The following is a 20,624-nucleotide window of genomic DNA, read 5'->3' as shown; positions in this document are numbered from 1 at the left end:
AGAACTTATCCATGAAGATGTCGAAGCAGTTTCCGCTGAATGCGCTCCGGGTCTTCGAAGCCGTCGCAAGGCTCGGCAGCTTCACCAAGGCCGGCGAAGAGCTGGGCATGACCCAGACGGCCGTCAGCTACCAGATCAAGTTGATCGAGGAGAATGTCGGCGAGCCGCTGTTCCTGCGCCGCCCACGCCAGATCTCGCTGACCGACGTTGGCCAGCGCATGGCGCCGCGCGTTACCGAAGCCTTCGAGATGCTGCAGGAGGCCGTTTCCAACGCCCGCGGCGATATCGACAGTGCGCTCCTGATCAGTTCGACGCCGACCTTCGCCTCGCAATGGCTCGCCCGCAACATCGGCAGCTTCCAGCTCGCCCACCCGAACATCGCCGTGCGCTTGACGACGAGCGACTCGCTCACCGACTTCAGCCGCGAGCCCGCCGATCTCGCCATCCGCTCGGGCGGCGGCGTCTGGCCCGGCCTCGACACGCATCCGCTGATGCGCGTCGAATTCAGTCCGATGCTGAGCCCCGCGCTGGCAGCCACGATCGGCGGCGTGCACGAACCGCGCGATCTGCTGAAGCTTCGCATCATCGACGCGGGCGATCCCTGGTGGCCGATGTGGTTCAAGGCCGCCGGCGTCAAGGATCCCGATCTCGAGGGCCGGCCGCACAGCCGGCTCGGCGCTCAGACGTTCGAGGCGCGTGCGGCGATCGCCGGCCAGGGCGTTGCGATCCTGACGCCGGAGTTCTATCCCGACGACGTGGCGCTTGGCCGGCTCTACCAGCCCTTTGATCTCCGCTGCAGCGACGGCTGCGACTACTGGCTCGCCTATCCGCATGCCCGTCGCAACACGCCGAAAATCCGGATCTTCCGCGACTGGATCCTCGGCGAGCTTTGCCCGCCGAGCTTCCTGCAGGCAAATAGCGCTTGAGGAGCGCCGAAGCCCCTTTTCCCCTCTGCGGTTTATGCGCAAAGTGAGGCAACGGAGACAAAAGGGGTTCTGAATGTACGAGTTCGCCATCGCCTGGGAATGGCTGGCCTTTGCCGTGCGATGGCTGCACGTGATTACCGCCATCGCCTGGATCGGCTCATCCTTCTATTTCATCGCGCTTGACCTTGGCCTGGTGAAGCGCGATCACCTGCCTGTCGGCGCCTATGGCGAGGAATGGCAGGTGCATGGCGGCGGCTTCTACCACATCCAGAAGTACCTGGTGGCGCCGGCCTCGATGCCCGAGCACCTCACCTGGTTCAAATGGGAATCCTACGTGACGTGGCTCTCGGGCTTCGCCATGCTCTGTATCGTCTACTACGGCGGCGCCGATCTCTTCCTGATCGACCGCCATGTGCTCGACATCTCCGCGACATCAGCGATCCTGATCTCGCTCGCCTCGCTCGGCATTGGCTGGCTGTTCTACGACCTGCTGTGCAAATCGCCGATCGGCAAGAACACCTGGGGGCTGATGGCGCTGCTCTACGTGGCGCTGGTCGCCATGGCCTGGGGCTACACTCAGGTCTTTACCGGCCGCGCGGCCTTCCTGCATCTCGGCGCCTTCACCGCGACGATCATGTCGGCCAATGTCTTCTTCATCATCATCCCCAACCAGAAGATCGTCGTCGCCGACCTGATTGCCGGCCGCACGCCGGATCCGAAGCTCGGCGCCCAGGCCAAGCAGCGCTCGTTGCACAACAACTACCTGACGCTGCCCGTCATCTTCTTCATGCTGTCGAACCACTATCCGCTGGCATTTGCCACGGCATTCAACTGGATCATCGCCGCACTCGTCTTCCTGATGGGCGTCACCATCCGCCACTGGTTCAACACCACCCACGCCCGCAAGGGCAGGCCGACCTGGACCTGGCTGGTCACCGCGCTGATCTTCATCCTGATCATTTGGCTCTCGACCGTGCCGAAGGTGCTGACCGGTGGCGAGAAGGCCGAGGTGGCGCCTGTCTTCACGCGCTTCGCTCAGAACGCCCACTTCCCCGCCGTCAAGGATACGGTCTCGACCCGCTGTTCCATGTGCCATGCGGCCGAACCGGTCTATGAGGGCATCACCCGGGCACCGAACGGCGTGGTGCTCGAAAGCGACGCGGAGATTGCCGCCCATGCCCGCGAAATCTATATCCAGGCCGGGCGCAGCCACGCGATGCCGCCCGGCAACGTGACAGACATGACGACGGACGAACGCCAGTTGCTGACAGCCTGGTTCGAAAGCGCCGTCGAGGAAGGCAAGACACAATGACGACCACCCTCATCCGCGGCCGGCTCTTGAGCTTTCATCGCGCGCCAACGTCGATAGACGACAGCGCCGCCTACAGCTACGAGAGCGACGGAGCACTTTTGGTCGAGGGTGGCCAGATCGTCGCGAGCGGGAACTACGCCACGGTCAAGGCCGGTGCTCCTGAGGACGCGGCGGAAATTGACCACCACCCGCATTTGATCGTTCCCGGCTTCATCGACACGCACCTGCATTTCCCGCAGATGCAGGTGATGGCCTCCTATGCCGCCAATCTGCTCGAATGGCTGAACACCTATACCTTCCCGGAGGAGTGCCGCTTCGTCGAGACGGCCCACGCAGAGCGTATCGCCAGCCGCTTCTTCGACGAGATGGTGCGCCATGGAACGACGACGGCGACTGCCTACTGCTCGGTTCACAAGGCATCCGCCGACGCGTTCTTCGCCGAGGCGCTGCGCCGCGAAATGCGCATGGTCGCCGGCAAGGTGATGATGGACCGCAACGCTCCGCAAGGCCTGCTCGACACGCCGCAAATGGGCTACGACGAAACCCGCGCGGTGATCCGCGAATGGCACGGCAAGGGCCGCAACCATGTCGCCATCACCCCGCGCTTCGCCATCACTTCGACGCCCGAACAGATGGACGTCGCCAAGTCGCTGGTGCACGAGTTTCCCGACCTGCACGTGCAGACCCATCTTTCGGAAAACCGCGACGAGATCGCCTTCACCTGCGAGCTCTATCCGGAGGCCAAGGACTATACCGACGTCTACGCCCGCTACGGCCTGCTTGGTCCGAAAAGCCTGTTCGGCCACTGCATCCACCTGTCCGAGCGCGAGGCGGATGCGATGAGCGAGACGGGCTCCGTGGCCGTCTTTTGCCCGACCTCCAACCTCTTCCTCGGTTCCGGCCTCTTCCCGCTTCGCGCGCTCAGCCGCCGCGACAAGCCGGTGCGCACCTCGGTCGCCTCCGATATCGGCGGCGGTACGAGCTATTCCATGCTGAAGACGCTCGACGAGGCCTACAAGATCCTGCAGTTGCAGGGCGAGCGGCTGAACCCCTTCGACAGTTTCTTCATGATGACCCGCGGCAATGCCGAGGCGCTGTCCCTCGTCGACAAGATCGGGACGCTTGAAGCAGGCACCGACGCCGACTTTATCGTACTCGACATGGCGGCGACGCCTGCGATGGCGCTTCGGGCCGAAGTGGTCAACTCTCTGGCGGACGAGCTCTTCCTGCTCCAGACCATGGGTGACGACCGCGCGATCGTCGAAACCTATGTCGCCGGTAAGCCGGCGAAATCGGCACTTGCCGGCGCATGATCGAACAAACGCGAAGAGGTCAAGAAAATTGACCTCTTCGCGTTCTGGCTATTAACAAGCCTCTGGCAAACATGGTAATGGCTCGTTCAATCTCCGTTGGACGAAGGCCGTTTCCATGACGCAAATCCTCGAAATCAGCGACCTCAAGGCTCTTGCCAAGCGCCGGGTGCCGAAGCTCTTCTTCGACTATGCCGACAGCGGCGCCTGGACCGAAGGCACCTATCGCGCCAACGAGGAGGATTTCGCCAAGGTGAAGCTGCGCCAGCGGGTGCTGGTCGACATGACCGACCGTTCGCTGGAAACGACGATGATCGGCCAGAAGGTGTCGATGCCGGTGGCGCTCGCTCCGACCGGCCTCACCGGCATGCAGCATGCCGACGGCGAGATGCTGGCAGCCCAGGCAGCCGAAGCCTTCGGCGTGCCCTTCACGCTCTCGACCATGAGCATCTGCTCGATCGAGGACGTCGCCTCGGTCACGACAAAGCCATTCTGGTTCCAGCTCTACGTCATGCGCGAGCGCGAATTCGTGCTGAACCTGATCGACCGCGCCAAGGCGGCGAAATGCTCGGCGCTGGTCTTGACGCTCGATCTGCAGATCCTCGGCCAGCGCCACAAGGACCTGCGAAACGGCCTCTCGGCACCGCCGAAGATGACGCCGAAGCATCTCTGGCAGATGGCGACGCGACCCGGCTGGTGCATGAAGATGCTCGGCACCAAGCGTCGCACCTTCCGCAACATCGTCGGCCACGCGAAAAGCGTCACCGACCTGTCCTCGCTCGGCGCCTGGACGGCGGAACAGTTCGACCCGCAGCTTTCCTGGAAGGATGTCGAATGGATCAAGGAGCGCTGGGGCGGTCCGCTGATCCTCAAGGGCATTCTGGACCCTGAGGACGCGAAGATGGCGGCGGCGACCGGCGCCGACGCGATCATCGTTTCCAACCATGGCGGCCGCCAGCTCGACGGCGCCCATTCCTCCATCAGCATGCTGCCGCGCATCGTCGATGCCGTCGGGCACCAGATCGAGGTGCATGTCGATGGCGGCATCCGCTCCGGCCAGGACGTGCTGAAGGCCGTCGCCATGGGCGCCAAGGGCACTTATATCGGCCGCCCCTTCCTCTACGGCCTCGGCGCCATGGGCAAGGAGGGCGTGACCAAGGCGCTGGAAATCATCCGCAAGGAGATGGACATCACCATGGCGCTCTGCGGCAAGCGCAACATCAACGATGTGGATCGTAGCATTCTGGCGGATTAGTCCACGGCATCAGCCACTCCCGCCCTCATTCCTGTGTCACAGGAATCGCTAGCAGTTCCATTGGAACTGCGGGACCAGCCCAAGTCCTTAAGTTGAAAGGTCTTTTGACCCGGCAGACGTCGGGTCGCTGGACCCCCGCCACAAGGGCGAGGATGAGGGAGCTTGGAGTGGCCCTTCCGACAAAACGCGAAGCGAGCGCAAGACCTTCAAGCCTCAGCTTCCCCGATAGGTCGAATACCCATAGGGCGAAAGCAAGAGCGGCACGTGGTAGTGGCTCGCCGGATCGGCGATGCCGAAGCGCAAGGGGATGCGGTCGAGGAAGGCCGGCTCCGGCAGCGTAACACCTGACCGGCGCAGATAGTCGCCGGCGTAGAAGACCAGTTCGTAGTTCCCGGCCATGAAACCGATGCCTTCGACCATCGGCCCGTCGACACGGCCGTCGCTGTTGGTATGGACGGTGCGGATCAGTTGCCGCTCCTCGCCTTCGAGCCAAAAGAGATCGATGCGCAGGCCCTCGGCCGGTTTGCCGAGAGCGGTGTCGAGTACGTGGGTCGTCAGGCGGCCGGTGCTGCTCATCGCTTGCTCTTCTCACACATTGGCGCGGGGTGCTGTCAGAAGCCGCGCGCACGTCCTGCTAGATGGCGCTCTCTATGACGAAGGGCTCGTCATAGAAGAATTCTTCGAGATTGTTGCCCGGTCCTTCGCGGTCGACGATGAGGAAATCGCTGACGGCGCCGACCGACATCAGCGGATGATGCCAGACATTGCGGCCGTAGTTGACGCCCTGACGGCCATTGGCCTGAAACACCCGTGGCGTGCCTGGCCGCCCATCTTCGTCTTCGGCGACGACGACGAGCCAGGGGCGGTCGTCGAGCGGCGAGAAGCTTTGGCTACCGAGCGGGTGGCGTTCCATCATCGTGACGGCATAGGGGAACGCGCGCGGCTGGCCGCGAAAGATGTTGATGATGACATTGGCGCCGTCACCGACGACATCGGCCCGCGCCAGCCCGTGGAAACGTTCCGTGTTGCCGCCGTTGATGTACCTCATCGTCGCCGGATCGGCTTCGATGATGGTGCCGAAGGGGGCAAAGGCCTCGCGCGTCAGCGGTTCGATCGTAAGTGCGCGCGACATCAGGCGTGGACCTCGCGGGTTTCCACAGCATTCGTAAATGTCCGGTCCAGTTCGACGGCCCGCCTCATGAGCGGGGACAGGCATCGAACGGTTTTGTCAGGCATTTTCGTCTCCAGGAATCATCGACTGCAGGCGCAGGCGGGCGATTTTCTCGACCTGCGCGCAAGCGGTTTCAAATTCCTCTTCAGGCGAATTGTCAATGCGGCTTTCGAAGACGGCAAGAATTTGCCCCTTGGTGAGCCCCTTCACCGCGATGATGAAGGGGAAGCCGAATTTCTTGGTGTAGGCGTCGTTGAGCGCGGTGAAGCGCTGGTGTTCTTCCGGCGTCAACCGGTCGAGGCCGGCCGAAGCCTGCTCCGCCGTTGAATCCGCCGTGAGCTTGCCGGCGATTGCCAGCTTGCCGGCAAGATCGGGATGGGCACGAAGCACCTGCATCTTCTCGCGCGGCAGCGCCGTGCCAAAAGCCTGGCAGAGCGCCGAATGCACCGTGCCCGCCGTCAGCCCCGTCGCCGCGGCGCGGTCGTAGGCGCGTTCGGCAACCCATGGCGAGTGCTCGAACACGCCACCGAAACGGGCAACGAAGGCATCACGGTCGGTCATCAGAGCGCCCCTTCCGGCTTGTGGTGCTGGTACCAATGGTTGGCGATGTCGATGCGCCGGGGCACCCAGACCTTGTCGTGCGACATGACGTAATCGATAAAGCGCGCGAGCGCGGCAGCGCGGCCCGGGCGGCCGACGAGACGGCAGTGCAGGCCGATGTTCATCATCTTGGCATCGCCCTGGCGGCCTTCCTCGTAGAGCACGTCGAATGTGTCCTTGAGGTAGCTGAAGAACTGGTCGCCGCTGTTGAAGCCCTGCGGCGTCGCGAACCGCATGTCGTTGGCATCGAGCGTATAGGGAATGATCAGGTGCGGCTTGTCGGCCGAAAGACCCGGCACCCAGTAGGGCAGTTCGTCCGCATAGCTGTCGCAGGAATAGAGGAAGCCACCCTCTTCCAGAACGAGCTTCAGCGTATTGGCCGAGGGCTTGCCCTGGTAGATGCCGAGCGGCCGCTCGCCGGTGAGTTCGGTGTGCAGGCGGACGACCTCGCGGATATGCGCGCGCTCGACCTCCTCAGGCACGTCCTTGTATTCCAGCCAGCGCAGACCGTGGCTGGCGATTTCCCAGCCGGCTTCCTTCATGGCGGCAACCGCCTCCGGATTGCGCGCCATGGCCTGCGTCACACCATAGACGGTCAGCGGCACGTTGCGGCTGGTAAACATGCGCCACAGCCGCCAGAAACCGGAGCGGGCGCCGTATTCGTAGATCGATTCCATGTTGAGGTTGCGCTGGCCGGCCCAGGGTTGCGCGCCGACGATCTCCGAAAGCAGGCACTCGGAAGCCGGGTCACCATCGAGAATGCAGCTCTCCCCGCCCTCTTCGTAGTTCAGCACGAATTGCACGGCGATACGCGCGTCACCCGGCCAATTCGCCTTCGGCGGATTGCGGCCGTAGCCAACGAGGTCGCGCGGATAGCTGGTCTCAGACATCAAATCATCCTTCGGTTTTTTCCGGACGGTATCACCGCCGACCGGATTGTCGATACCGAATTCTACCCGAAAAGCGCCGCTCCTTTCCGTCATGCGTGGAGCAATCGGTCGAGATCGCAGTTGAGATCCGTTGCGGAACGATCTTAGGTGCCGGATGACCTCAGCCAACCTGCGTAAAGCGATGAAAACCTACATCCAAAATCTCCGCGAAAAGGTCGGGACAGACCTCCTGCTTTGCCCAGGGGTCGCTGCCGTCATACACAACGCCGAAGGGCAGATATTGTTGCAGGAAAAGGCGAGCGGCGAAGGCTGGAGTTTGCCGGCCGGCGCCATCGAGCTGGGCGAACCACCCGAGGAGGCGATCATGCGCGAAGTCATGGAGGAAACGGGCTTCCCGGTCCTGATTGACCGGATACTCGGGGTCTTTGGCGGCAAGGAATTTCGCTATACCTATCCAAACGGCGACCAGGTCGAGTACGTCGTCACCCTGTTCCGATGCCGGATTGTTGGCGCTCAGAAGCCGATCCTGGATGGAGAAACGAAATCGCTTCGGTATTTCTCGGACGCTGACATGCCACCCCTGGCACTGCCCTACCCACGTTCGCTGTTGTTTGGCAGATAGTTCTTCCGGCTAGCGCTGCGCCATCAGCGCCGCGACGATCAGCGGCAACGGCCGGGCCGCACCTTGCGGCGCCAGCGACGGATCGGCGGCGGCGCGCTTAGCCCGTTCGGCGCGCGTGTTCGTCGAGATCTTGCCGAGCGGGTGCTGCGAATGAACCCGCATGGGCGCGCCCGTCTCCTGCTCGACAAAGAGCGCAAGGCTGCCGATCGAAAGCGGTTTTGAAAGGCAGGGCTCGAACAGGTCGCGAAGCGGCGCCTCGACCTGGCGCATCGCGTCGGGCGCAAGCGGACCGGTCAGCATCATGTGGAAACGGTATTCGTCCATCACATGCGGATGGCCCCAACGATGCAGGTTGGAGAACTGCGGCGCTGTGAGCCTGTCCGGATCGGAGCGCTCGATCTCGTCTTCGCTGAGTGGTGCGCGGTAGGCGTCGAACTCCTGGACGACATTGGCCGCCAGCAGATGCATGGCCGTGCTCGGCACCTGCGGCATCAGCCCGAAGCACCGGCCGACGCGAGCGACCTCCAGGCGGTCGATTTCGAACGGAGTCTGAGCGCCGGCAAAATGCATCAGCGCCTTCAGAAGCTTCGATTCCGTCATGTCGGAATGCAGGCGGAACGGCGACATCATCACCGCATGAAAGCCGAAGCGCCGCGGAACCGCGGTGTGATAGGCAACGTCTGCGGCGCTCAAGCCGGCGACGGACGGCAGCTCGGCAGGTTCGCCGGAATAGACATTGCGCCCCAGCCAGCTTGCAGCGACTGCGGAAAGCGGGTCGGCCATCGGCGGCGTGAAACAAATGGCATAGCGCATCGACTGGCTCCGGGTATCCGTCAGCGCGGGATGAGCAAGAGCATACGGTTTTCCGCCCTCATCCCGACTTGTCTGTTGGTCCGCGTCTTAGGTGATTTGCGTGACAGATTGACGAAGTCGGCCGGGGATGAGCGGCACGGCCGTTCGCGGCGCCCCGTTCATTTTTCGGAACCATCCGGACCACCACCCGTTCCCCAAAGGCACGAAAACAAGGATGGAGAAGACGTGTGAGTTATCACAATGCAAACCTTCAGGACGCCCGGATCAAGGAGACCCACGACCTGATCGCGAGCGACAAGGTCGAAGGTACCAAGGTCTACGGCCCGGATGAAAAGCACATAGGCTCGATCGAGCGCGTGATCATCGAGAAGCGCAGCGGTCGCGTCGCCTATGCCGTGCTCGGCTTCGGCGGTTTTCTCGGGATGGGCGAAGACCACTATCCGCTGCCCTGGGCAAAGCTGACCTATGATGAGAGGCTCGGCGGCTATCGCACTGATGTGACTCGCGATCAGGTGGAAAACGCGCCGAAATATCACGGCACCGAAGAATACGACTGGAACGCGGAAAACGGCCGCCGCGTCTACGACTATTACGGCGTGCCGCCCTACTGGATGTGATGCCTGATCTTCGATCTTTCGGGCCCTGCCGCCGGCGGGGCCTTTCGCGTCTCCGGCGCTAAGGACGTTTCTCGCGAAGTGCCGCTATGTGATTCCGGCATAAGAAAGAAACGGGAATATCGAGCGTCGGCAGGCCGGCGATCTCGTCGACGACGAAACGCGCCAGCCGGTGGGCGATACCGAAGCTCACCTTGAAGCCGCCGGTCAGAACCGACACGTTCCGATGGTCCGGATGCCGGCCGGCCATCGGCTCGCGCCCCGTCGATTTCGGGCGCAAGCCCGCCCATCGCTCCACCACCTCGGCGCCCGCCAGGCGCGGCGCGAGCGCCACGGCGCGCCGAAGCAGGTCGTCGAGCTGCCCGTCCGTGGACAGGGGATCGGCGAAACTGTTCTCGCTGGTGCTCCCGACCGCCACATGGCCGTCGTCATGCGCGATGATGTAGACACCGTCGGCAAAGATCACCGGAAGCGCCGGATCGATCTCCGCCTGCAGCAGCGCCGCCTGGCCCTTGACCGCCATGCCGCTCGTTTCCGTCAGCGACATCGACACTTCGTCAATCAGTTGGAAGCTGCCGACACCGGCCGCGATGATGCAATGTTCGAAATCGATCCGGGTGCCATCATCGAGCTCGGCCCGGCCATGTTCCGGCTCGATCCTGCGCACGCCTCTGCCCTCGTCCACATGAGCGTTCGGTGCGTGCAGGAGCGCGGCGCGAAGCGCTGCCAGCATGCGGCGCGGCGAAACCCGTGCGGCGAGCGTGTCGAAGACCATGCCGTGCGCTGCCGCCTCGGCGCCCGGCCAGCCCTGAGGCCCCTGGTCCTTCACGTGCCAGTGGAACTGCCTGTCGGCTGCGTGCCAATGGCTTCGTGCATCCTGCTCATGTCGGTGGGCGATATCGCGCAGGTGAGGCTTGGGAAGCGGGATCAAGCGGCCGGTCCGCCGATAGCCGGTCGACTGGCCCGTCTGCGCCTCGAGTGCCGCGACCTCTTCCTCGATCGTCACCAGAGCGTCGAACTGGAACTGCTTCTTGTCGTTCCAGCGGTCCGGCATATGCGGCATGAGCGCACCCAGAAGGCCGCCGCTTGCACCGGCGCCGATGGCCTGTCGCTCGACGAGCCGCACCGCCATGCCCCTGCGCGTGGCGCAGAGTGCCGCCCACAGCCCCATGATGCCGCCGCCGACGACCAAAAGCTCGCTCATCGATTGACCTTCTCCGGCCGGCGGATTATCGCCTTGGCCATGACAGGAACCGCAGACCCGATCGAGCCCCCGGCGCACCAGAACCTTGATTGGCACGAGGGCGATATGCCCTATTCCCGGGAGTTTGGCGATCACTTTTATTGCCGCACGGACGGGCGGCTGGAGTGCGGTCACGTCTTCCTGTCCGGCAACGGCCTGCCCGATCGCTGGGTCGGTTCAGGCACCTTCCGCATCGGCGAACTCGGCTTCGGCACCGGTCTCAATTTCTGCGAAACCTGGCGCCAGTGGAAAGTGACCGCGGCGGCCGGCGACCGGCTGCAGTTCGTGTCCTTCGAACGTTTCCCGATGGCGGCCGAAGAGATTTCCCGCGCGCTTAGCCATTGGCCGGAGATCGACACGGAACGCCAGACCCTGGTCTCCCGCTGGCCTGCCGAGCCCGATGGTAACGTCGAGATCGACTTCGGCGATGGCGTCAACCTCACCGTCGTCTGCGGCACAGCGCTCGAAGGCGTCGCCCGCGCCGAAGACCCCTTCGACGCCTGGTATCTCGACGGCTTCGCGCCGTCACGCAATCCCGACATGTGGTCGGAAGAACTGATGCGGCTGGTCTTCGAAAAGACCGTGCCCGGCGGCAGCTTCGCGACCTACGCGGCCGCCGGCTTCGTCCGCCGCAACCTCCAGGGGGCCGGGTTCGTCGTCGAAAAGCGCAAGGGTTTTGCCGGCAAGCGGGAGATGCTGCGGGGCGACCGAGCCTAGGCGCCACAAATGCAGCGTGTCTTGAACGGTTGCGCCATCGGACTGCAATAATGCGTCAGCTGGAGCGATTTACTCCATAAGAGAACTGAACTGTCGCAAATGGCGGGCCATCACCGCCTCGAATCTGCGACACACTCCCCATCGGCAACACGGTGGGTCTTTCATGAACGACGATCAGTTTCCCGATGCAGCAACCGGCGACGCAGCCTCGACGCCGCTGGAACGTCGCCGCCGCCCGGGCGGGCGCAGCGCCGAGCGTGTCCGTAAATCCCCCAGTGGGAAATATCTCAATCTTGTCAATACCCTGGCGAAGTCCACGGTCCTTTCGGACGATGCGCTTGAAGCGGTGCATGAGGCATCGCTGACGATCCTCGAAGAGATCGGCATGGACATCATCCTGCCGGAGGCGCGCGAGCGGATGAAGGCGGCCGGCGCCGACGTGACGCCGGGCACCGACCGGGTGCGTTTCGATCGCGGGCTGATCATGGACATGATTGCGTCTGTTCCCACTTCCTTCACGATGTATGCCCGCAACCCCGCCCGCAATGTCGCCATCGGCGGCAACAATCTCGTCTTCGCCCAGATCGCCAGTGCACCGTTCGTCGCAGACCGGGACGGCGGCCGCCGCACCGGCAACCAGGAAGACTTCCGCAAGCTGGTGAAGCTTGCGCAGTCCTACGACATCGTCCACACGACCGGCGGCTATCCGGTGGAGCCGGTCGACATCCATGCCTCGGTGCGCCACCTCGACTGCCTCTCCGACATGGTGAAGCTCACCGACAAGGTGTTCCACGTCTATTCGCTGGGTAAGCAGCGCAACACCGACGGCATCGAGATCGCGCGCATCGGCCGCGGCATCTCGATGGAGCAGATGGAGCGCGAGCCATCGCTCTTCACCATCATCAACACCTCCTCGCCGTTGCGGCTCGACGGGCCGATGCTGCAGGGCATCATCGAGATGTCCTCGCGCAACCAGGTGGTGGTGGTCACGCCCTTTACGCTTGCCGGTGCCATGGCGCCGGTGACGATCGCCGGTGCGCTGGTGCAGCAGAATGCCGAAGCGCTCTGCGGCATAGCGTTTACCCAGATGATCCGGCTCGGCGCGCCTGTCATGTACGGCGGCTTCACCTCGAACGTCGACATGAAGACCGGCGCGCCCGCTTTCGGCACGCCGGAATACATGAAGGCGGTGGTTGCCGGCGGCCAGCTCGCGCGCCGCTACAACATCCCCTACCGCACCTCGAACACCAACGCCGCCAACACGCTGGACGCTCAAGCGGCTTACGAGTCCGCCATGTCGCTCTGGGCGCTGACGCAAGGCGGCGGCAACTTCATCATGCATGCCGCCGGCTGGACCGAAGGGGGGCTTACGGCTTCCTTCGAGAAGTTCATCCTCGACGTCGACATGCTGCAGATGGTGGCGGAATATCTGACCCCGCTCGATGTCAGCGAGGATGCGCTTGGCCTCGATGCCGTGCGCGACGTCGGACCCGGCGGCCATTACTTCGGCACGCTGCACACGCTGCAGCGCTACGAGACCGCCTTCTATTCGCCGATTCTCTCCGACTGGCGCAACTTCGAGACCTGGACCGAGGCCGGTCGGCCAACGACCTACGATCACGCCAACCGGATCTTCAAGCAGAAGCTCAACGAATACGAGCGCCCGCCCCTCGATCCGGCGATCGAAGAGGAACTCGACGCTTTCGTTGCCAGGCGCAAGGCAGAAGGCGGCGTCCCGACGGACTTCTGACGGGACGCGCACGCTGTCGTAAAGGCTTCACCGCGTCGCGCCTTCGCGCATCAGGCAGGAAAAACCGCAGCCCGCGCCGTTGCAATCAGTTGCTCGGTGGTTGCGGCGACACAATTGCGGTCGATCTCGGCGACGGTTCGCTCCCGGACATGGGCGGAAAGCTGCTTGCGGAGATCGCCGAGAGTGCGCGGTGCCGCGCAGATCACCAGGCTGTCGAAGGCGTGGTTGACCGCGTAGGTGTCCAGCCTTTCGGCCACGTCGGCGACAAAGCGCTGCTGTTCCTCGCGAACGGGGTCGCTCTTGTATTCCATCGCGGAGCGGCCATGCCCGACGGACGAATGCGACCGGCCGGGCTTGTCGGCCATGATGTCCTGAACGCGCTTCGGTTCGGTGTGAAATGTTTCCTCGTCCGGCCGCTGGCGCTCGTCCTTCAACAGGTTGACGCCCTTGACGATGCGCGCGGTGTTGCCGTCCGCGGCCAGTATCCAAGTCCGGTTTTGCACGATTATCTCCCAGTGAAAGCTGTGGATCGTGGCGGGCCGAAGAGGCCCTTTAAAAGAAACGCATGAAGCCCGGTTCGGTTCCGATGCCGGAGCCTTCCGACACGTTTTATTTGCACCTGAAACGGTCGTCACATCCGCGCGAGATAGGCCTCGAAGCTGCGCTCCGGCGTCGGCTCGTAGCGTTCGCGCTCGACATGGAGCGCGGCAATGCGGTCGACGCGGAAATCGCGGAAATCCGATCTCAGCTCGCACCAGCCCGTCAGCAGCCAGAAATGGCCGAAGACGCTCAAGCCCAGCGGCCAGATCGTGCGCTCGGAATGCTCGTCCTTGAGGCTGTCATATTCCAGGCGAAGCTTGCGCCGCTCGGTAATCGCGTGGCGGATCTCGCCGAGCAACACCGGCGGTTCCGGTTGCAGCGAAGAGCGGAAGGCGCGAAGCGGTACGGCCGTCAGCCGCTGGCGGTGTTCGGGCGGCAGGCCATGGGCGATCTTCTCCATCGCCTCACGCGCCGCCTGGGCAAGCCTGCCGTCACCCAGCATCTGCACGGCGCGGGCCCCGAAGGCGAGCGCTTCCAACTGCTCGAAGGTGAAGGCGAGCGGCGGCGCATCAAAGGCGCCGCGCAGGAGATAGCCGACGCCGCGCTCGCCATCGATCGGCGCACCCGAGGCGATCAGGTGCTCCATGTCCCGATAGATGGTGCGCTGGGCGACCTCCATCTTCTCGGCGATCTCGCGCGCCGTCATCACCCGGCCGCTCGCGCGCAGGAGCTGGATGATGCGAAACAGCCGGTCGGCGGGTCTCATGTCTGGCCTCCCTGCGGCAAGCCGTCTTTCACGTGTCAAAGGGCAAGTATCAAAGGGCTACCGCGCGCCTCGTGGGTCCACAAGAACCGCGCCGTCGATAATGGCCATAAGGCTGTCAGTTGCCCTGTGTTAAATCAAGCGGCAACTCACACGGAGCATCAGCATGACCAGCGATCACATCCTTGAACTTGCCGTCTGCATCGTCACCGACAGGCCGGCGGCGACAGCCACGCGCCAGCGGGCGATGCAGGCCGTTTCCCGCTATCCCGGCTTCGTCTCCTGGCGTGCGGTGGATTCCTGCGAAACCTCGGGCATGTTTGCCGACCTCGTCGAATGGGAGACGCTGGAGGCTGCCCGGTCGGCCGGCGAGCGCGTCCGGATCGATCCGGAGTTCGCACCTTACGCAGCGACGATCAGCGCGGTAATGCTGGTGCAACATTTCAGCGGCGGCCAGAAGATCTGAACGGCCCGGAACAAGACGACAAAGGACTGCCTGAGCGATGGCCGAGCCACTGAAGAACCTGCTGCACCCCGGCGTCGTCACCGCCATCGCCGATGCACTCGCCCGCAACGCAGACGGCTTCGATCGCAGGGCGTTCCTGACGCTTGCGGGCGATGGCCTGGAGGCGTTGGAACTGATGCAGCGTTCGCTGCAGATCCGCGATTCGCTGGTCGAAACACTGCCGCAAGCATTTCCGGAGGCGGCAGCCATTCTTGCCGCCTGCCTGCCTCGCGATGATGCGCCCGGTCTCAGCGGCTGGTCGTTGCTGCCGCTCAGCCAGTATGTCGCCCTGCGCGGTCTTGACGATTTCGATCTGTCACTGTCGCTGCTGCGCGCACTCACGCCCCACTTCACCGCCGAGTTCGGTATCCGCATCTTCATCGACCACGACCAGGACCGCGCGCTGGCGACGATCCGGACCTGGGACGCCGACACCAACCACCACGTCCGGCGGTTGGCGAGTGAAGGCACGCGTCCGCGCCTACCCTGGGCGATGCGGCTGCCCAAACTCATCCGCGATCCGCAGCCGATCCTGCCGATCCTGACCGCCCTTCTCGACGACCCCGAGGACTATGTGCGCCGCTCGGTCGCCAACAGCCTCAACGACATCGCCAAGGACCACCCGGATCTGGTGGCCGCTTTCGTCGCCGAACACATCCGTGACGCATCGCCCGAACGGCGCCAGCTTCTGCGCCACGCATCGCGCACGCTCTTGAAGCAGGGGCATCCGGACGCACTCGGCAATTTCGGTTTCGCTCCTCCGGCCGGCATCGAAGCCAAGCTTTCGCTGGACCGTTCGGAAATCGTGCTTGGCGAAAGCCTCGGGCTGCGTCTGGCCGTCAGCCATGACGCCAAGACGACCCAAAAGGTGATGATCGACTACGCCGTGCACCATCGAAAGGCCAACGGTGCGACCTCGCCGAAGGTGTTCAAGTGGACATCGGCGACGCTCGTGCCCGGCGGTTCGATCGAGATCGAGAAACGCCACGCGATCCGGCCCATTACCACCCGTCGCTATTACCCGGGCGCGCATCGCATCGTCATCCTGGTCAACGGCCAGGAAGCGGCCGAAGCCGCCTTCGATCTCGCGCTGGAGTAGATCTCATTTCGCACCTGCGAAAAGATGCACCTTGACTTTTTCGCCGAAAACAACGACATGGTGCCCAGCGTCACCTTCCGGCCGCCGCGTGAGCGCGCCCTCGGCAAGCACTGAAAGCCGTGAAGAAGGTATAGCGCACATATCACCGCGATAGGCGGTACAGCACAGGCGCTTGACGACTTTCTTTAACCCACAAGTTCCCAATTCACGCGGGGTTCTTGACGCCGAACGACACCGGAACAGCAACAACGCGGTTCCGGCGAATGCGTTTGGCGCCCCCAAAAGGTATATGCATTTGTCCACCTTTAAAGATCTCGGCCTCTCCCAGCAGATCCTTGAGACCCTGTCCGCCAACGGCTTCGAAAAACCGACCCCGATCCAGGCGCAGGCCATTCCGCTGGTGCTGAAGGGCAACGATCTCATCGGTCTCGCCCAGACCGGCACCGGCAAGACCGCCGCCTTCGGCCTGCCGATGATCGAAAAGCTCGTTGCCGAAGGCAAGCGCCCCGATCCGCGCAACATCCGCGCGCTGGTGCTCGCCCCGACCCGCGAACTGGTCAACCAGATCGCCGCAAACCTCAAGCTGTTCATCAAGAAGTCGCCGATCAAGGTCGGCGTCGTCGTCGGCGGCGTTTCGATCAACAAGCAGACCGAGCAGCTTGCCCGCGGTGTCGACATTCTCGTCGCCACCCCCGGCCGCCTGCTCGACCTCGTCAACCGCAAGGCCGTCACGCTGACGCAAGGGCGCTACCTCGTGCTTGACGAAGCCGACCAGATGCTCGACCTCGGCTTCATCCACGACCTGCGCAAGATCTCCAAGCTCGTGCCGAAGAATCGCCAGACGCTGCTCTTCTCGGCCACCATGCCGAAGCAGATCGCAGAGCTCGCCGGCGAGTACCTGACCAACCCGGTCAAGGTCGAAGTGACGCCTCCGGGCAAGGCTGCCGACAAGGTCGAACAGTATGTTCACTTCGTTCCCGGCAAGGACCTGAAGACGACCATCCTCAAGAAGACGCTGACCGAAAACCCGGACGGCCTGTCGCTGATCTTCAGCCGCACCAAGCACGGCGCCGAGAAGCTGATGAAGCATCTCGACCACGTCGGCTTCAAGACCGCATCGATCCACGGCAACAAGAGCCAGGGCCAGCGCGAGCGCGCGCTCAAGGCCTTCCGTGACGGCGAGATCCGCGTGCTCGTCGCAACCGACGTCGCCGCTCGCGGCATTGACATCCCCGGCGTCACCCACGTCTACAACTACGACCTGCCGGAAGTGCCCGATGCCTATGTTCACCGCATCGGCCGTACCGCGCGCGCCGGCCGCGACGGCATCGCGATCGCCTTCTGCGCCCCGGACGAAATCCGCCTGCTGCGCGACATCGAGAAGCTGATGGGCATCAACATTGCCGTTGCCAGCGGCGAGGCACCTGCCGACCAGGCCCGTCCGGCCAAGGGCCGCGGCGGCCGTGGCAACAACGGCGCCGGCCACCGCAAGGGCAATGGCGGCGGCCAGCACCACAATGGCGGCCGCCCTCCGCGCCGCGAGCGCCCGGCCGGCGAGCCGGTTGCAGCGACCAGCGGCTTCACCGGTGACGACCTTTTGCGCGACGAGCGCCGCCCGCAGCGCCAGGAGCGCCGCGATCACGGCCATCCGCAGACCGACGGCCGTGGCGAAGGCAACCGCAACCACGAAGGCAAGAAGCACCACGGACGTCCCGGCCAGAAGCAGGGCGACCGTCGTGACCGCAACCATGGCGGCCGCAACGAAAACCGTGGTGGTGGCGAGCGTCGCGAAGGTGGCCAGGGTCAGCGCCGCGGCAACGGCGGCAATCGCGGCCACCAGGGCTGACCGAGGCGCTGCGCGTCGATGAGGCGCGCAAGGGCATCGTAGCACTCTGAAATAGGAACAGCGGGTCGCTTCGGCCCGCCGTTTTAGTTTGTGGTTGTTTGCATGTCGTTATCGCAAAACCGCCGCACACTTTTGCGCGGCATGCTTTATGCCGGCTGCCTGCGATTGGTGAGATAGACGCCGGCAACCGCGATCACCGTACCGATGATCATCGGCAAGGTCAGCGCTTCGCCGAAGAAGACCCATGCCTGCACCGCCGCAAGCGGCGGCACGAGATAGATCAGCGACGCCGCGCGCGAAACCTGTCCGCGGCGGATGAGATAGAGCAGCAGCGCGATCGCCCCCATCGAAAGCCCCAGGACCGACCAGGCGAGCGCCAGCACGACCTGCAGGTTCCAGGTGACGTGCAGGTCTTCCAGCATCAGCGCCAGCGGGATCGTCACGATCAGCGCGCCGAGATATTGAAGCGCCGCGGTGGTGCGGATGTCGCCGCTCTGCAGATGTCGCTTCTGGTAGAGCGTGCCATAGGTCACTGCCGCCATGCCGAGCACGTTGATGACGACAGGCAGGATGTGGATCGGCGACGCACCCGTGTCGATCGCCAGCACCTTCGGCAGGACGGCAAGCGCAATGCCGAAGAAACCGAGCACCAGCCCGAGCTTCTGCTGCACGCTCAGCCGCTCGTCGATGACGAAGGCAGCCGCAACCGCCGTCATCAGCGGCTGCAGGCCGGCGATGATGCCGGAAATGCCCGCCGGCACGCCCTCGCCGATCGCCCACCAGACGGCCCCGAGATAGAGCCCGTGCAGGAACATGCCCGAGACCACGGCACGGCCGGCCATTGTCCAGGACTTTGGCCACTTCGCGCCGGTCACGATGCAGAAGAGGATGAAGAGCACGATCGCCAGCGTGTAGCGCAACACCAGGAAGGTCAGCGGGTCGGCATAGACGGCGGCATATTTCGCCACGACCCAGCCGGTCGACCAGAGCAGAACGAAGATGGCGGGAGCCAGGCGGGCAAGCATGGTGGGCCTATCGGGATGGCGCGGCAGCCGGGAAGCAACATACCGCCCTCGCCGATGTGCGCCGGGCCGCTGCAACGCCTTGATCTACCGCTGATTTCGCGCTCAAATCCCTGCGATTTAAGCACTCATGCAAGTATCCGCGGCCTTGTTGATGGTCAAAGCAATTTTTCTGATGGCAATCATCAGCCGATCGGAACCATCAGCCTGAGCGAGGAAAGCGACAGCGACACGAAGCCCGGCTCGTACTCCTCGCGGTAGTGCATGTGGGCGGTATCGACCGCATGGCCTTCGGCCGCGATCCAGTCGAACATTTTCTGGTAATGGGCAAAGACGTCGCCGCTATCAGGATGATGCAGGGCCGTGACGAAGCGCATGGCCGGCAGGTCGACATATCCAGGGTGAACGGTCGCCTCCGCCCTGTCGGCGACATAACCGACCAGATAGCGGAAGCCGTCAGGCCGGTCGTTCCAGGAGATGCCGACAAGGGTTGCATGGTCGCCTGGATGACGGTGCTGGTGATGCGCCTGCATATCGGCAATCAGCCGGCGCACGGCGCCATCGGCCGCTTCGCCGAACGTTCCGCCCCAGAAGGCGCCGGCAATGCGCTCAGCCGGCCTTTCGACGATTTCGAACACCATGATCACCTCTTTAAGCCCATGATCCCGCTCGGTTCTCCCGCGTGTGACCACAGGAGCACAACGGAATTCACCTCAAAGGAGTTCCACGAAGGCGCGGGCCGCGTGGCTGAACTGCCTTTCGCGATGGGTCAAAAGCTCGAAGCTGCGCTCGGCCAGTTCGAAGGGCAACTCCACCAGCCGGCCGCTATCGACGAAAGGTTGAGCTGCGAGCCGGGAAACAGCCGTGACGAAAGGACCGCTTTCGACCGCCGTCAGCACCGCCTCGTTCGAGGGCAGATCAAGCTCGATCCTGAGCCGATCGACGTCTGCTCCATGATCAATCATCGATTGCAGGAACATTGCCCGCGTGCCGGAGCCTTCCTCGCGCAGCACCCAGCGCGCAGAAAGCAGCATTTCCAGATTGACGGCAGCCCCAACGAACGCGTGCAAGGGCGCGGCATAGACGGCGATGCGATCGACGGCGACGCGGCGATGGTCGAGCTTGGCGCCATCCACGCGCCCCTCGACGAAGCCGAGCTGCGCCGTGCCCTCTTCCACCGCCTCGGCGACGACGGCCGTGTTGCGCACCGTCAGCTTCACGTCGACCTGAGGGTAGTCATGGGTGAAACGGGCAAGCCGCGCCGGCAGCCAATAGCTCGCGACCGTCTGGCTGGCGGCAATCGACAGTTCGCCGCGGCGAAGCCCGGAGAGGTCGCGCAGGCAGGCGGTGGCGGCGAGCGCCCGCGCGAGCACCGCCTTTGCCTCTGGCAGGAAGATCTTGCCGGCATCGGTCAGCGTCAGGCCGCGGCCGACGCGATCGAACAACCTGACGTCGTGCTGGGTTTCGAGTGCCGCGATCGCAGCACTTGCCGCCGACTGTGTGACGTTCATCGCCTCGGCGGCCTTGGTCATGTGCAGCCGCTCGGCGACCGCGACGAAGATTCTTAGCTGATCGAGTGTCATGGCAGATCAATCTCAAAAATCGATCAGAATGACAAGAATAATC

The 20,624-nt window shown here is 63.8% G+C and carries 22 protein-coding genes; 11 read left to right on the top strand and 11 right to left on the bottom strand.

Features of this window, described 5'->3' with window-relative positions; translation table 11 throughout:
- The first annotated feature begins 11 nt into the window (after window positions 1–11).
- The 4 genes from XB14_RS03040 to XB14_RS03025 all read left to right on the top strand — a co-directional run bounded on the left by XB14_RS03040 (window position 12) and on the right by XB14_RS03025 (window position 4,803).
- Window positions 12–926, top strand: a complete 915-nt coding sequence (locus XB14_RS03040; RefSeq protein WP_077960139.1) for a LysR substrate-binding domain-containing protein — start codon at window positions 12–14, stop codon at window positions 924–926.
- Between the two features lie 73 nt (window positions 927–999).
- Window positions 1,000–2,238 (top strand): urate hydroxylase PuuD, encoded by a 1,239-nt coding sequence (gene puuD / locus XB14_RS03035; protein WP_077960138.1) that lies wholly within the window; start codon window positions 1,000–1,002, stop codon window positions 2,236–2,238.
- Window positions 2,235–3,551, top strand: coding sequence for a guanine deaminase (guaD, locus tag XB14_RS03030; RefSeq protein WP_077960137.1), 1,317 nt, complete (start codon window positions 2,235–2,237; stop codon window positions 3,549–3,551). Before puuD ends, guaD begins: the two co-directional genes overlap by 4 nt.
- 115 nt (window positions 3,552–3,666) lie before the next feature.
- Complete coding sequence (locus XB14_RS03025) at window positions 3,667–4,803, top strand: alpha-hydroxy acid oxidase (RefSeq protein ID WP_077960136.1); 1,137 nt, start codon at window positions 3,667–3,669, stop codon at window positions 4,801–4,803.
- A gap of 213 nt (window positions 4,804–5,016) precedes the next feature.
- Here XB14_RS03025 and uraH read toward each other — a convergent pair whose 3' ends face one another.
- The 4 genes from uraH to puuE form a co-directional block, all read right to left on the bottom strand.
- Entirely contained in the window at window positions 5,017–5,379 is a 363-nt protein-coding gene (gene uraH, locus XB14_RS03020) for a hydroxyisourate hydrolase (protein WP_077960135.1), read from the bottom strand.
- A 58-nt stretch (window positions 5,380–5,437) separates the two neighbouring features.
- Window positions 5,438–5,935: an ureidoglycolate lyase gene (locus XB14_RS03015; RefSeq protein ID WP_077960134.1), complete on the bottom strand. Its 498-nt coding sequence runs from the start codon at window positions 5,933–5,935 to the stop codon at window positions 5,438–5,440.
- Between the two features lie 96 nt (window positions 5,936–6,031).
- Complete coding sequence (uraD, locus tag XB14_RS03010) at window positions 6,032–6,535, bottom strand: 2-oxo-4-hydroxy-4-carboxy-5-ureidoimidazoline decarboxylase (protein ID WP_077960133.1); 504 nt, start codon at window positions 6,533–6,535, stop codon at window positions 6,032–6,034.
- Complete coding sequence (puuE, locus tag XB14_RS03005) at window positions 6,535–7,464, bottom strand: allantoinase PuuE (RefSeq protein WP_077960263.1); 930 nt, start codon at window positions 7,462–7,464, stop codon at window positions 6,535–6,537. Before puuE ends, uraD begins: the two co-directional genes overlap by 1 nt.
- A gap of 154 nt (window positions 7,465–7,618) precedes the next feature.
- Between puuE and XB14_RS03000 the strand changes: the two genes are divergently transcribed.
- The gene (locus XB14_RS03000) at window positions 7,619–8,086 is read left to right on the top strand and encodes an NUDIX domain-containing protein (protein WP_234803935.1); all 468 of its coding nucleotides are present in this window, start codon (window positions 7,619–7,621) and stop codon (window positions 8,084–8,086) included.
- A 9-nt stretch (window positions 8,087–8,095) separates the two neighbouring features.
- On the opposite strand, the gene XB14_RS02995 is transcribed toward XB14_RS03000, so the two are convergent.
- On the bottom strand, window positions 8,096–8,899 hold the full coding sequence (locus XB14_RS02995; protein WP_077960132.1) for a DUF1045 domain-containing protein: 804 nt from the start codon (window positions 8,897–8,899) through the stop codon (window positions 8,096–8,098).
- Window positions 8,900–9,126: 227 nt separating this feature from the next.
- Between XB14_RS02995 and XB14_RS02990 the strand changes: the two genes are divergently transcribed.
- Complete coding sequence (locus tag XB14_RS02990) at window positions 9,127–9,516, top strand: PRC-barrel domain-containing protein (protein WP_077960131.1); 390 nt, start codon at window positions 9,127–9,129, stop codon at window positions 9,514–9,516.
- Between the two features lie 58 nt (window positions 9,517–9,574).
- On the opposite strand, the gene XB14_RS02985 is transcribed toward XB14_RS02990, so the two are convergent.
- Window positions 9,575–10,717, bottom strand: coding sequence for an NAD(P)/FAD-dependent oxidoreductase (locus XB14_RS02985; RefSeq protein WP_077960130.1), 1,143 nt, complete (start codon window positions 10,715–10,717; stop codon window positions 9,575–9,577).
- Between the two features lie 39 nt (window positions 10,718–10,756).
- On the opposite strand from XB14_RS02985, the gene mnmD reads away from it, so the two are divergent.
- A complete protein-coding gene (gene mnmD, locus XB14_RS02980) occupies window positions 10,757–11,473 on the top strand; it encodes a tRNA (5-methylaminomethyl-2-thiouridine)(34)-methyltransferase MnmD (protein WP_077960129.1) in 717 nt (238 codons plus the stop codon).
- A gap of 163 nt (window positions 11,474–11,636) precedes the next feature.
- Complete coding sequence (locus tag XB14_RS02975) at window positions 11,637–13,223, top strand: trimethylamine methyltransferase family protein (protein WP_077960128.1); 1,587 nt, start codon at window positions 11,637–11,639, stop codon at window positions 13,221–13,223.
- A 50-nt stretch (window positions 13,224–13,273) separates the two neighbouring features.
- On the opposite strand, the gene XB14_RS02970 is transcribed toward XB14_RS02975, so the two are convergent.
- Both XB14_RS02970 and XB14_RS02965 read right to left on the bottom strand, forming a co-directional pair.
- Window positions 13,274–13,726: a host attachment protein gene (locus tag XB14_RS02970; RefSeq protein WP_077960127.1), complete on the bottom strand. Its 453-nt coding sequence runs from the start codon at window positions 13,724–13,726 to the stop codon at window positions 13,274–13,276.
- 128 nt (window positions 13,727–13,854) lie between these two features.
- Window positions 13,855–14,529, bottom strand: coding sequence for a helix-turn-helix transcriptional regulator (locus tag XB14_RS02965; RefSeq protein ID WP_077960126.1), 675 nt, complete (start codon window positions 14,527–14,529; stop codon window positions 13,855–13,857).
- A gap of 163 nt (window positions 14,530–14,692) precedes the next feature.
- Here XB14_RS02965 and XB14_RS02960 point away from each other — a divergent pair, with 163 nt between their 5' ends.
- The 3 genes from XB14_RS02960 (at window position 14,693) to XB14_RS02950 (ending at window position 17,976) form a co-directional block, all read left to right on the top strand.
- Complete coding sequence (locus tag XB14_RS02960) at window positions 14,693–14,992, top strand: hypothetical protein (RefSeq protein WP_077960125.1); 300 nt, start codon at window positions 14,693–14,695, stop codon at window positions 14,990–14,992.
- 37 nt (window positions 14,993–15,029) lie between these two features.
- Window positions 15,030–16,130 (top strand): DNA alkylation repair protein, encoded by a 1,101-nt coding sequence (locus tag XB14_RS02955; RefSeq protein WP_077960124.1) that lies wholly within the window; start codon window positions 15,030–15,032, stop codon window positions 16,128–16,130.
- 295 nt (window positions 16,131–16,425) lie between these two features.
- The gene (locus XB14_RS02950) at window positions 16,426–17,976 is read left to right on the top strand and encodes a DEAD/DEAH box helicase (RefSeq protein WP_077960261.1); all 1,551 of its coding nucleotides are present in this window, start codon (window positions 16,426–16,428) and stop codon (window positions 17,974–17,976) included.
- Window positions 17,977–18,122: 146 nt separating this feature from the next.
- Here the strand turns inward: XB14_RS02950 and XB14_RS02945 are convergent, their stop codons facing one another.
- From XB14_RS02945 to XB14_RS02935, 3 genes are all read right to left on the bottom strand, one after another.
- Window positions 18,123–19,001 (bottom strand): DMT family transporter, encoded by an 879-nt coding sequence (locus XB14_RS02945; protein WP_077960123.1) that lies wholly within the window; start codon window positions 18,999–19,001, stop codon window positions 18,123–18,125.
- A gap of 182 nt (window positions 19,002–19,183) precedes the next feature.
- Window positions 19,184–19,639 carry a GyrI-like domain-containing protein gene (locus tag XB14_RS02940; RefSeq protein ID WP_077960122.1) on the bottom strand — a complete coding sequence of 152 codons (456 nt, stop codon included), beginning with the start codon at window positions 19,637–19,639 and terminating at the stop codon, window positions 19,184–19,186.
- 72 nt (window positions 19,640–19,711) lie between these two features.
- The gene (locus XB14_RS02935; protein ID WP_077960121.1) at window positions 19,712–20,581 is read right to left on the bottom strand and encodes a LysR substrate-binding domain-containing protein; all 870 of its coding nucleotides are present in this window, start codon (window positions 20,579–20,581) and stop codon (window positions 19,712–19,714) included.
- Window positions 20,582–20,624 lie beyond the last annotated feature (43 nt).

The organism is Ensifer adhaerens (genome assembly GCF_002007205.1).
GTDB lineage: Bacteria > Pseudomonadota > Alphaproteobacteria > Rhizobiales > Rhizobiaceae > Ensifer > Ensifer adhaerens_D.
The sequence above is the reverse complement of the archived record's forward strand: the minus strand, read 5'-3'. Positions and strand labels throughout refer to the sequence as shown.

What these genes read in the sequence shown, in the direction of transcription:
- XB14_RS03040 (WP_077960139.1), top strand. Translation starts at nt 12, where the DNA reads ATGAAGATGTCGAAGCAGTTTCCGCTGAATGCGCTCCGGGTCTTCGAA.
- puuD (WP_077960138.1), top strand. Translation starts at nt 1,000, where the DNA reads ATGTACGAGTTCGCCATCGCCTGGGAATGGCTGGCCTTTGCCGTGCGA.
- guaD (WP_077960137.1), top strand. Translation starts at nt 2,235, where the DNA reads ATGACGACCACCCTCATCCGCGGCCGGCTCTTGAGCTTTCATCGCGCG.
- XB14_RS03025 (WP_077960136.1), top strand. Translation starts at nt 3,667, where the DNA reads ATGACGCAAATCCTCGAAATCAGCGACCTCAAGGCTCTTGCCAAGCGC.
- uraH (WP_077960135.1), bottom strand. Translation starts at nt 5,379, where the DNA reads ATGAGCAGCACCGGCCGCCTGACGACCCACGTACTCGACACCGCTCTC.
- XB14_RS03015 (WP_077960134.1), bottom strand. Translation starts at nt 5,935, where the DNA reads ATGTCGCGCGCACTTACGATCGAACCGCTGACGCGCGAGGCCTTTGCC.
- uraD (WP_077960133.1), bottom strand. Translation starts at nt 6,535, where the DNA reads ATGACCGACCGTGATGCCTTCGTTGCCCGTTTCGGTGGCGTGTTCGAG.
- puuE (WP_077960263.1), bottom strand. Translation starts at nt 7,464, where the DNA reads ATGTCTGAGACCAGCTATCCGCGCGACCTCGTTGGCTACGGCCGCAAT.
- XB14_RS03000 (WP_234803935.1), top strand. Translation starts at nt 7,619, where the DNA reads ATGACCTCAGCCAACCTGCGTAAAGCGATGAAAACCTACATCCAAAAT.
- XB14_RS02995 (WP_077960132.1), bottom strand. Translation starts at nt 8,899, where the DNA reads ATGCGCTATGCCATTTGTTTCACGCCGCCGATGGCCGACCCGCTTTCC.
- XB14_RS02985 (WP_077960130.1), bottom strand. Translation starts at nt 10,717, where the DNA reads ATGAGCGAGCTTTTGGTCGTCGGCGGCGGCATCATGGGGCTGTGGGCG.
- mnmD (WP_077960129.1), top strand. Translation starts at nt 10,757, where the DNA reads ATGACAGGAACCGCAGACCCGATCGAGCCCCCGGCGCACCAGAACCTT.
- XB14_RS02975 (WP_077960128.1), top strand. Translation starts at nt 11,637, where the DNA reads ATGAACGACGATCAGTTTCCCGATGCAGCAACCGGCGACGCAGCCTCG.
- XB14_RS02965 (WP_077960126.1), bottom strand. Translation starts at nt 14,529, where the DNA reads ATGAGACCCGCCGACCGGCTGTTTCGCATCATCCAGCTCCTGCGCGCG.
- XB14_RS02960 (WP_077960125.1), top strand. Translation starts at nt 14,693, where the DNA reads ATGACCAGCGATCACATCCTTGAACTTGCCGTCTGCATCGTCACCGAC.
- XB14_RS02955 (WP_077960124.1), top strand. Translation starts at nt 15,030, where the DNA reads ATGGCCGAGCCACTGAAGAACCTGCTGCACCCCGGCGTCGTCACCGCC.
- XB14_RS02945 (WP_077960123.1), bottom strand. Translation starts at nt 19,001, where the DNA reads ATGCTTGCCCGCCTGGCTCCCGCCATCTTCGTTCTGCTCTGGTCGACC.
- XB14_RS02940 (WP_077960122.1), bottom strand. Translation starts at nt 19,639, where the DNA reads ATGGTGTTCGAAATCGTCGAAAGGCCGGCTGAGCGCATTGCCGGCGCC.
- XB14_RS02935 (WP_077960121.1), bottom strand. Translation starts at nt 20,581, where the DNA reads ATGACACTCGATCAGCTAAGAATCTTCGTCGCGGTCGCCGAGCGGCTG.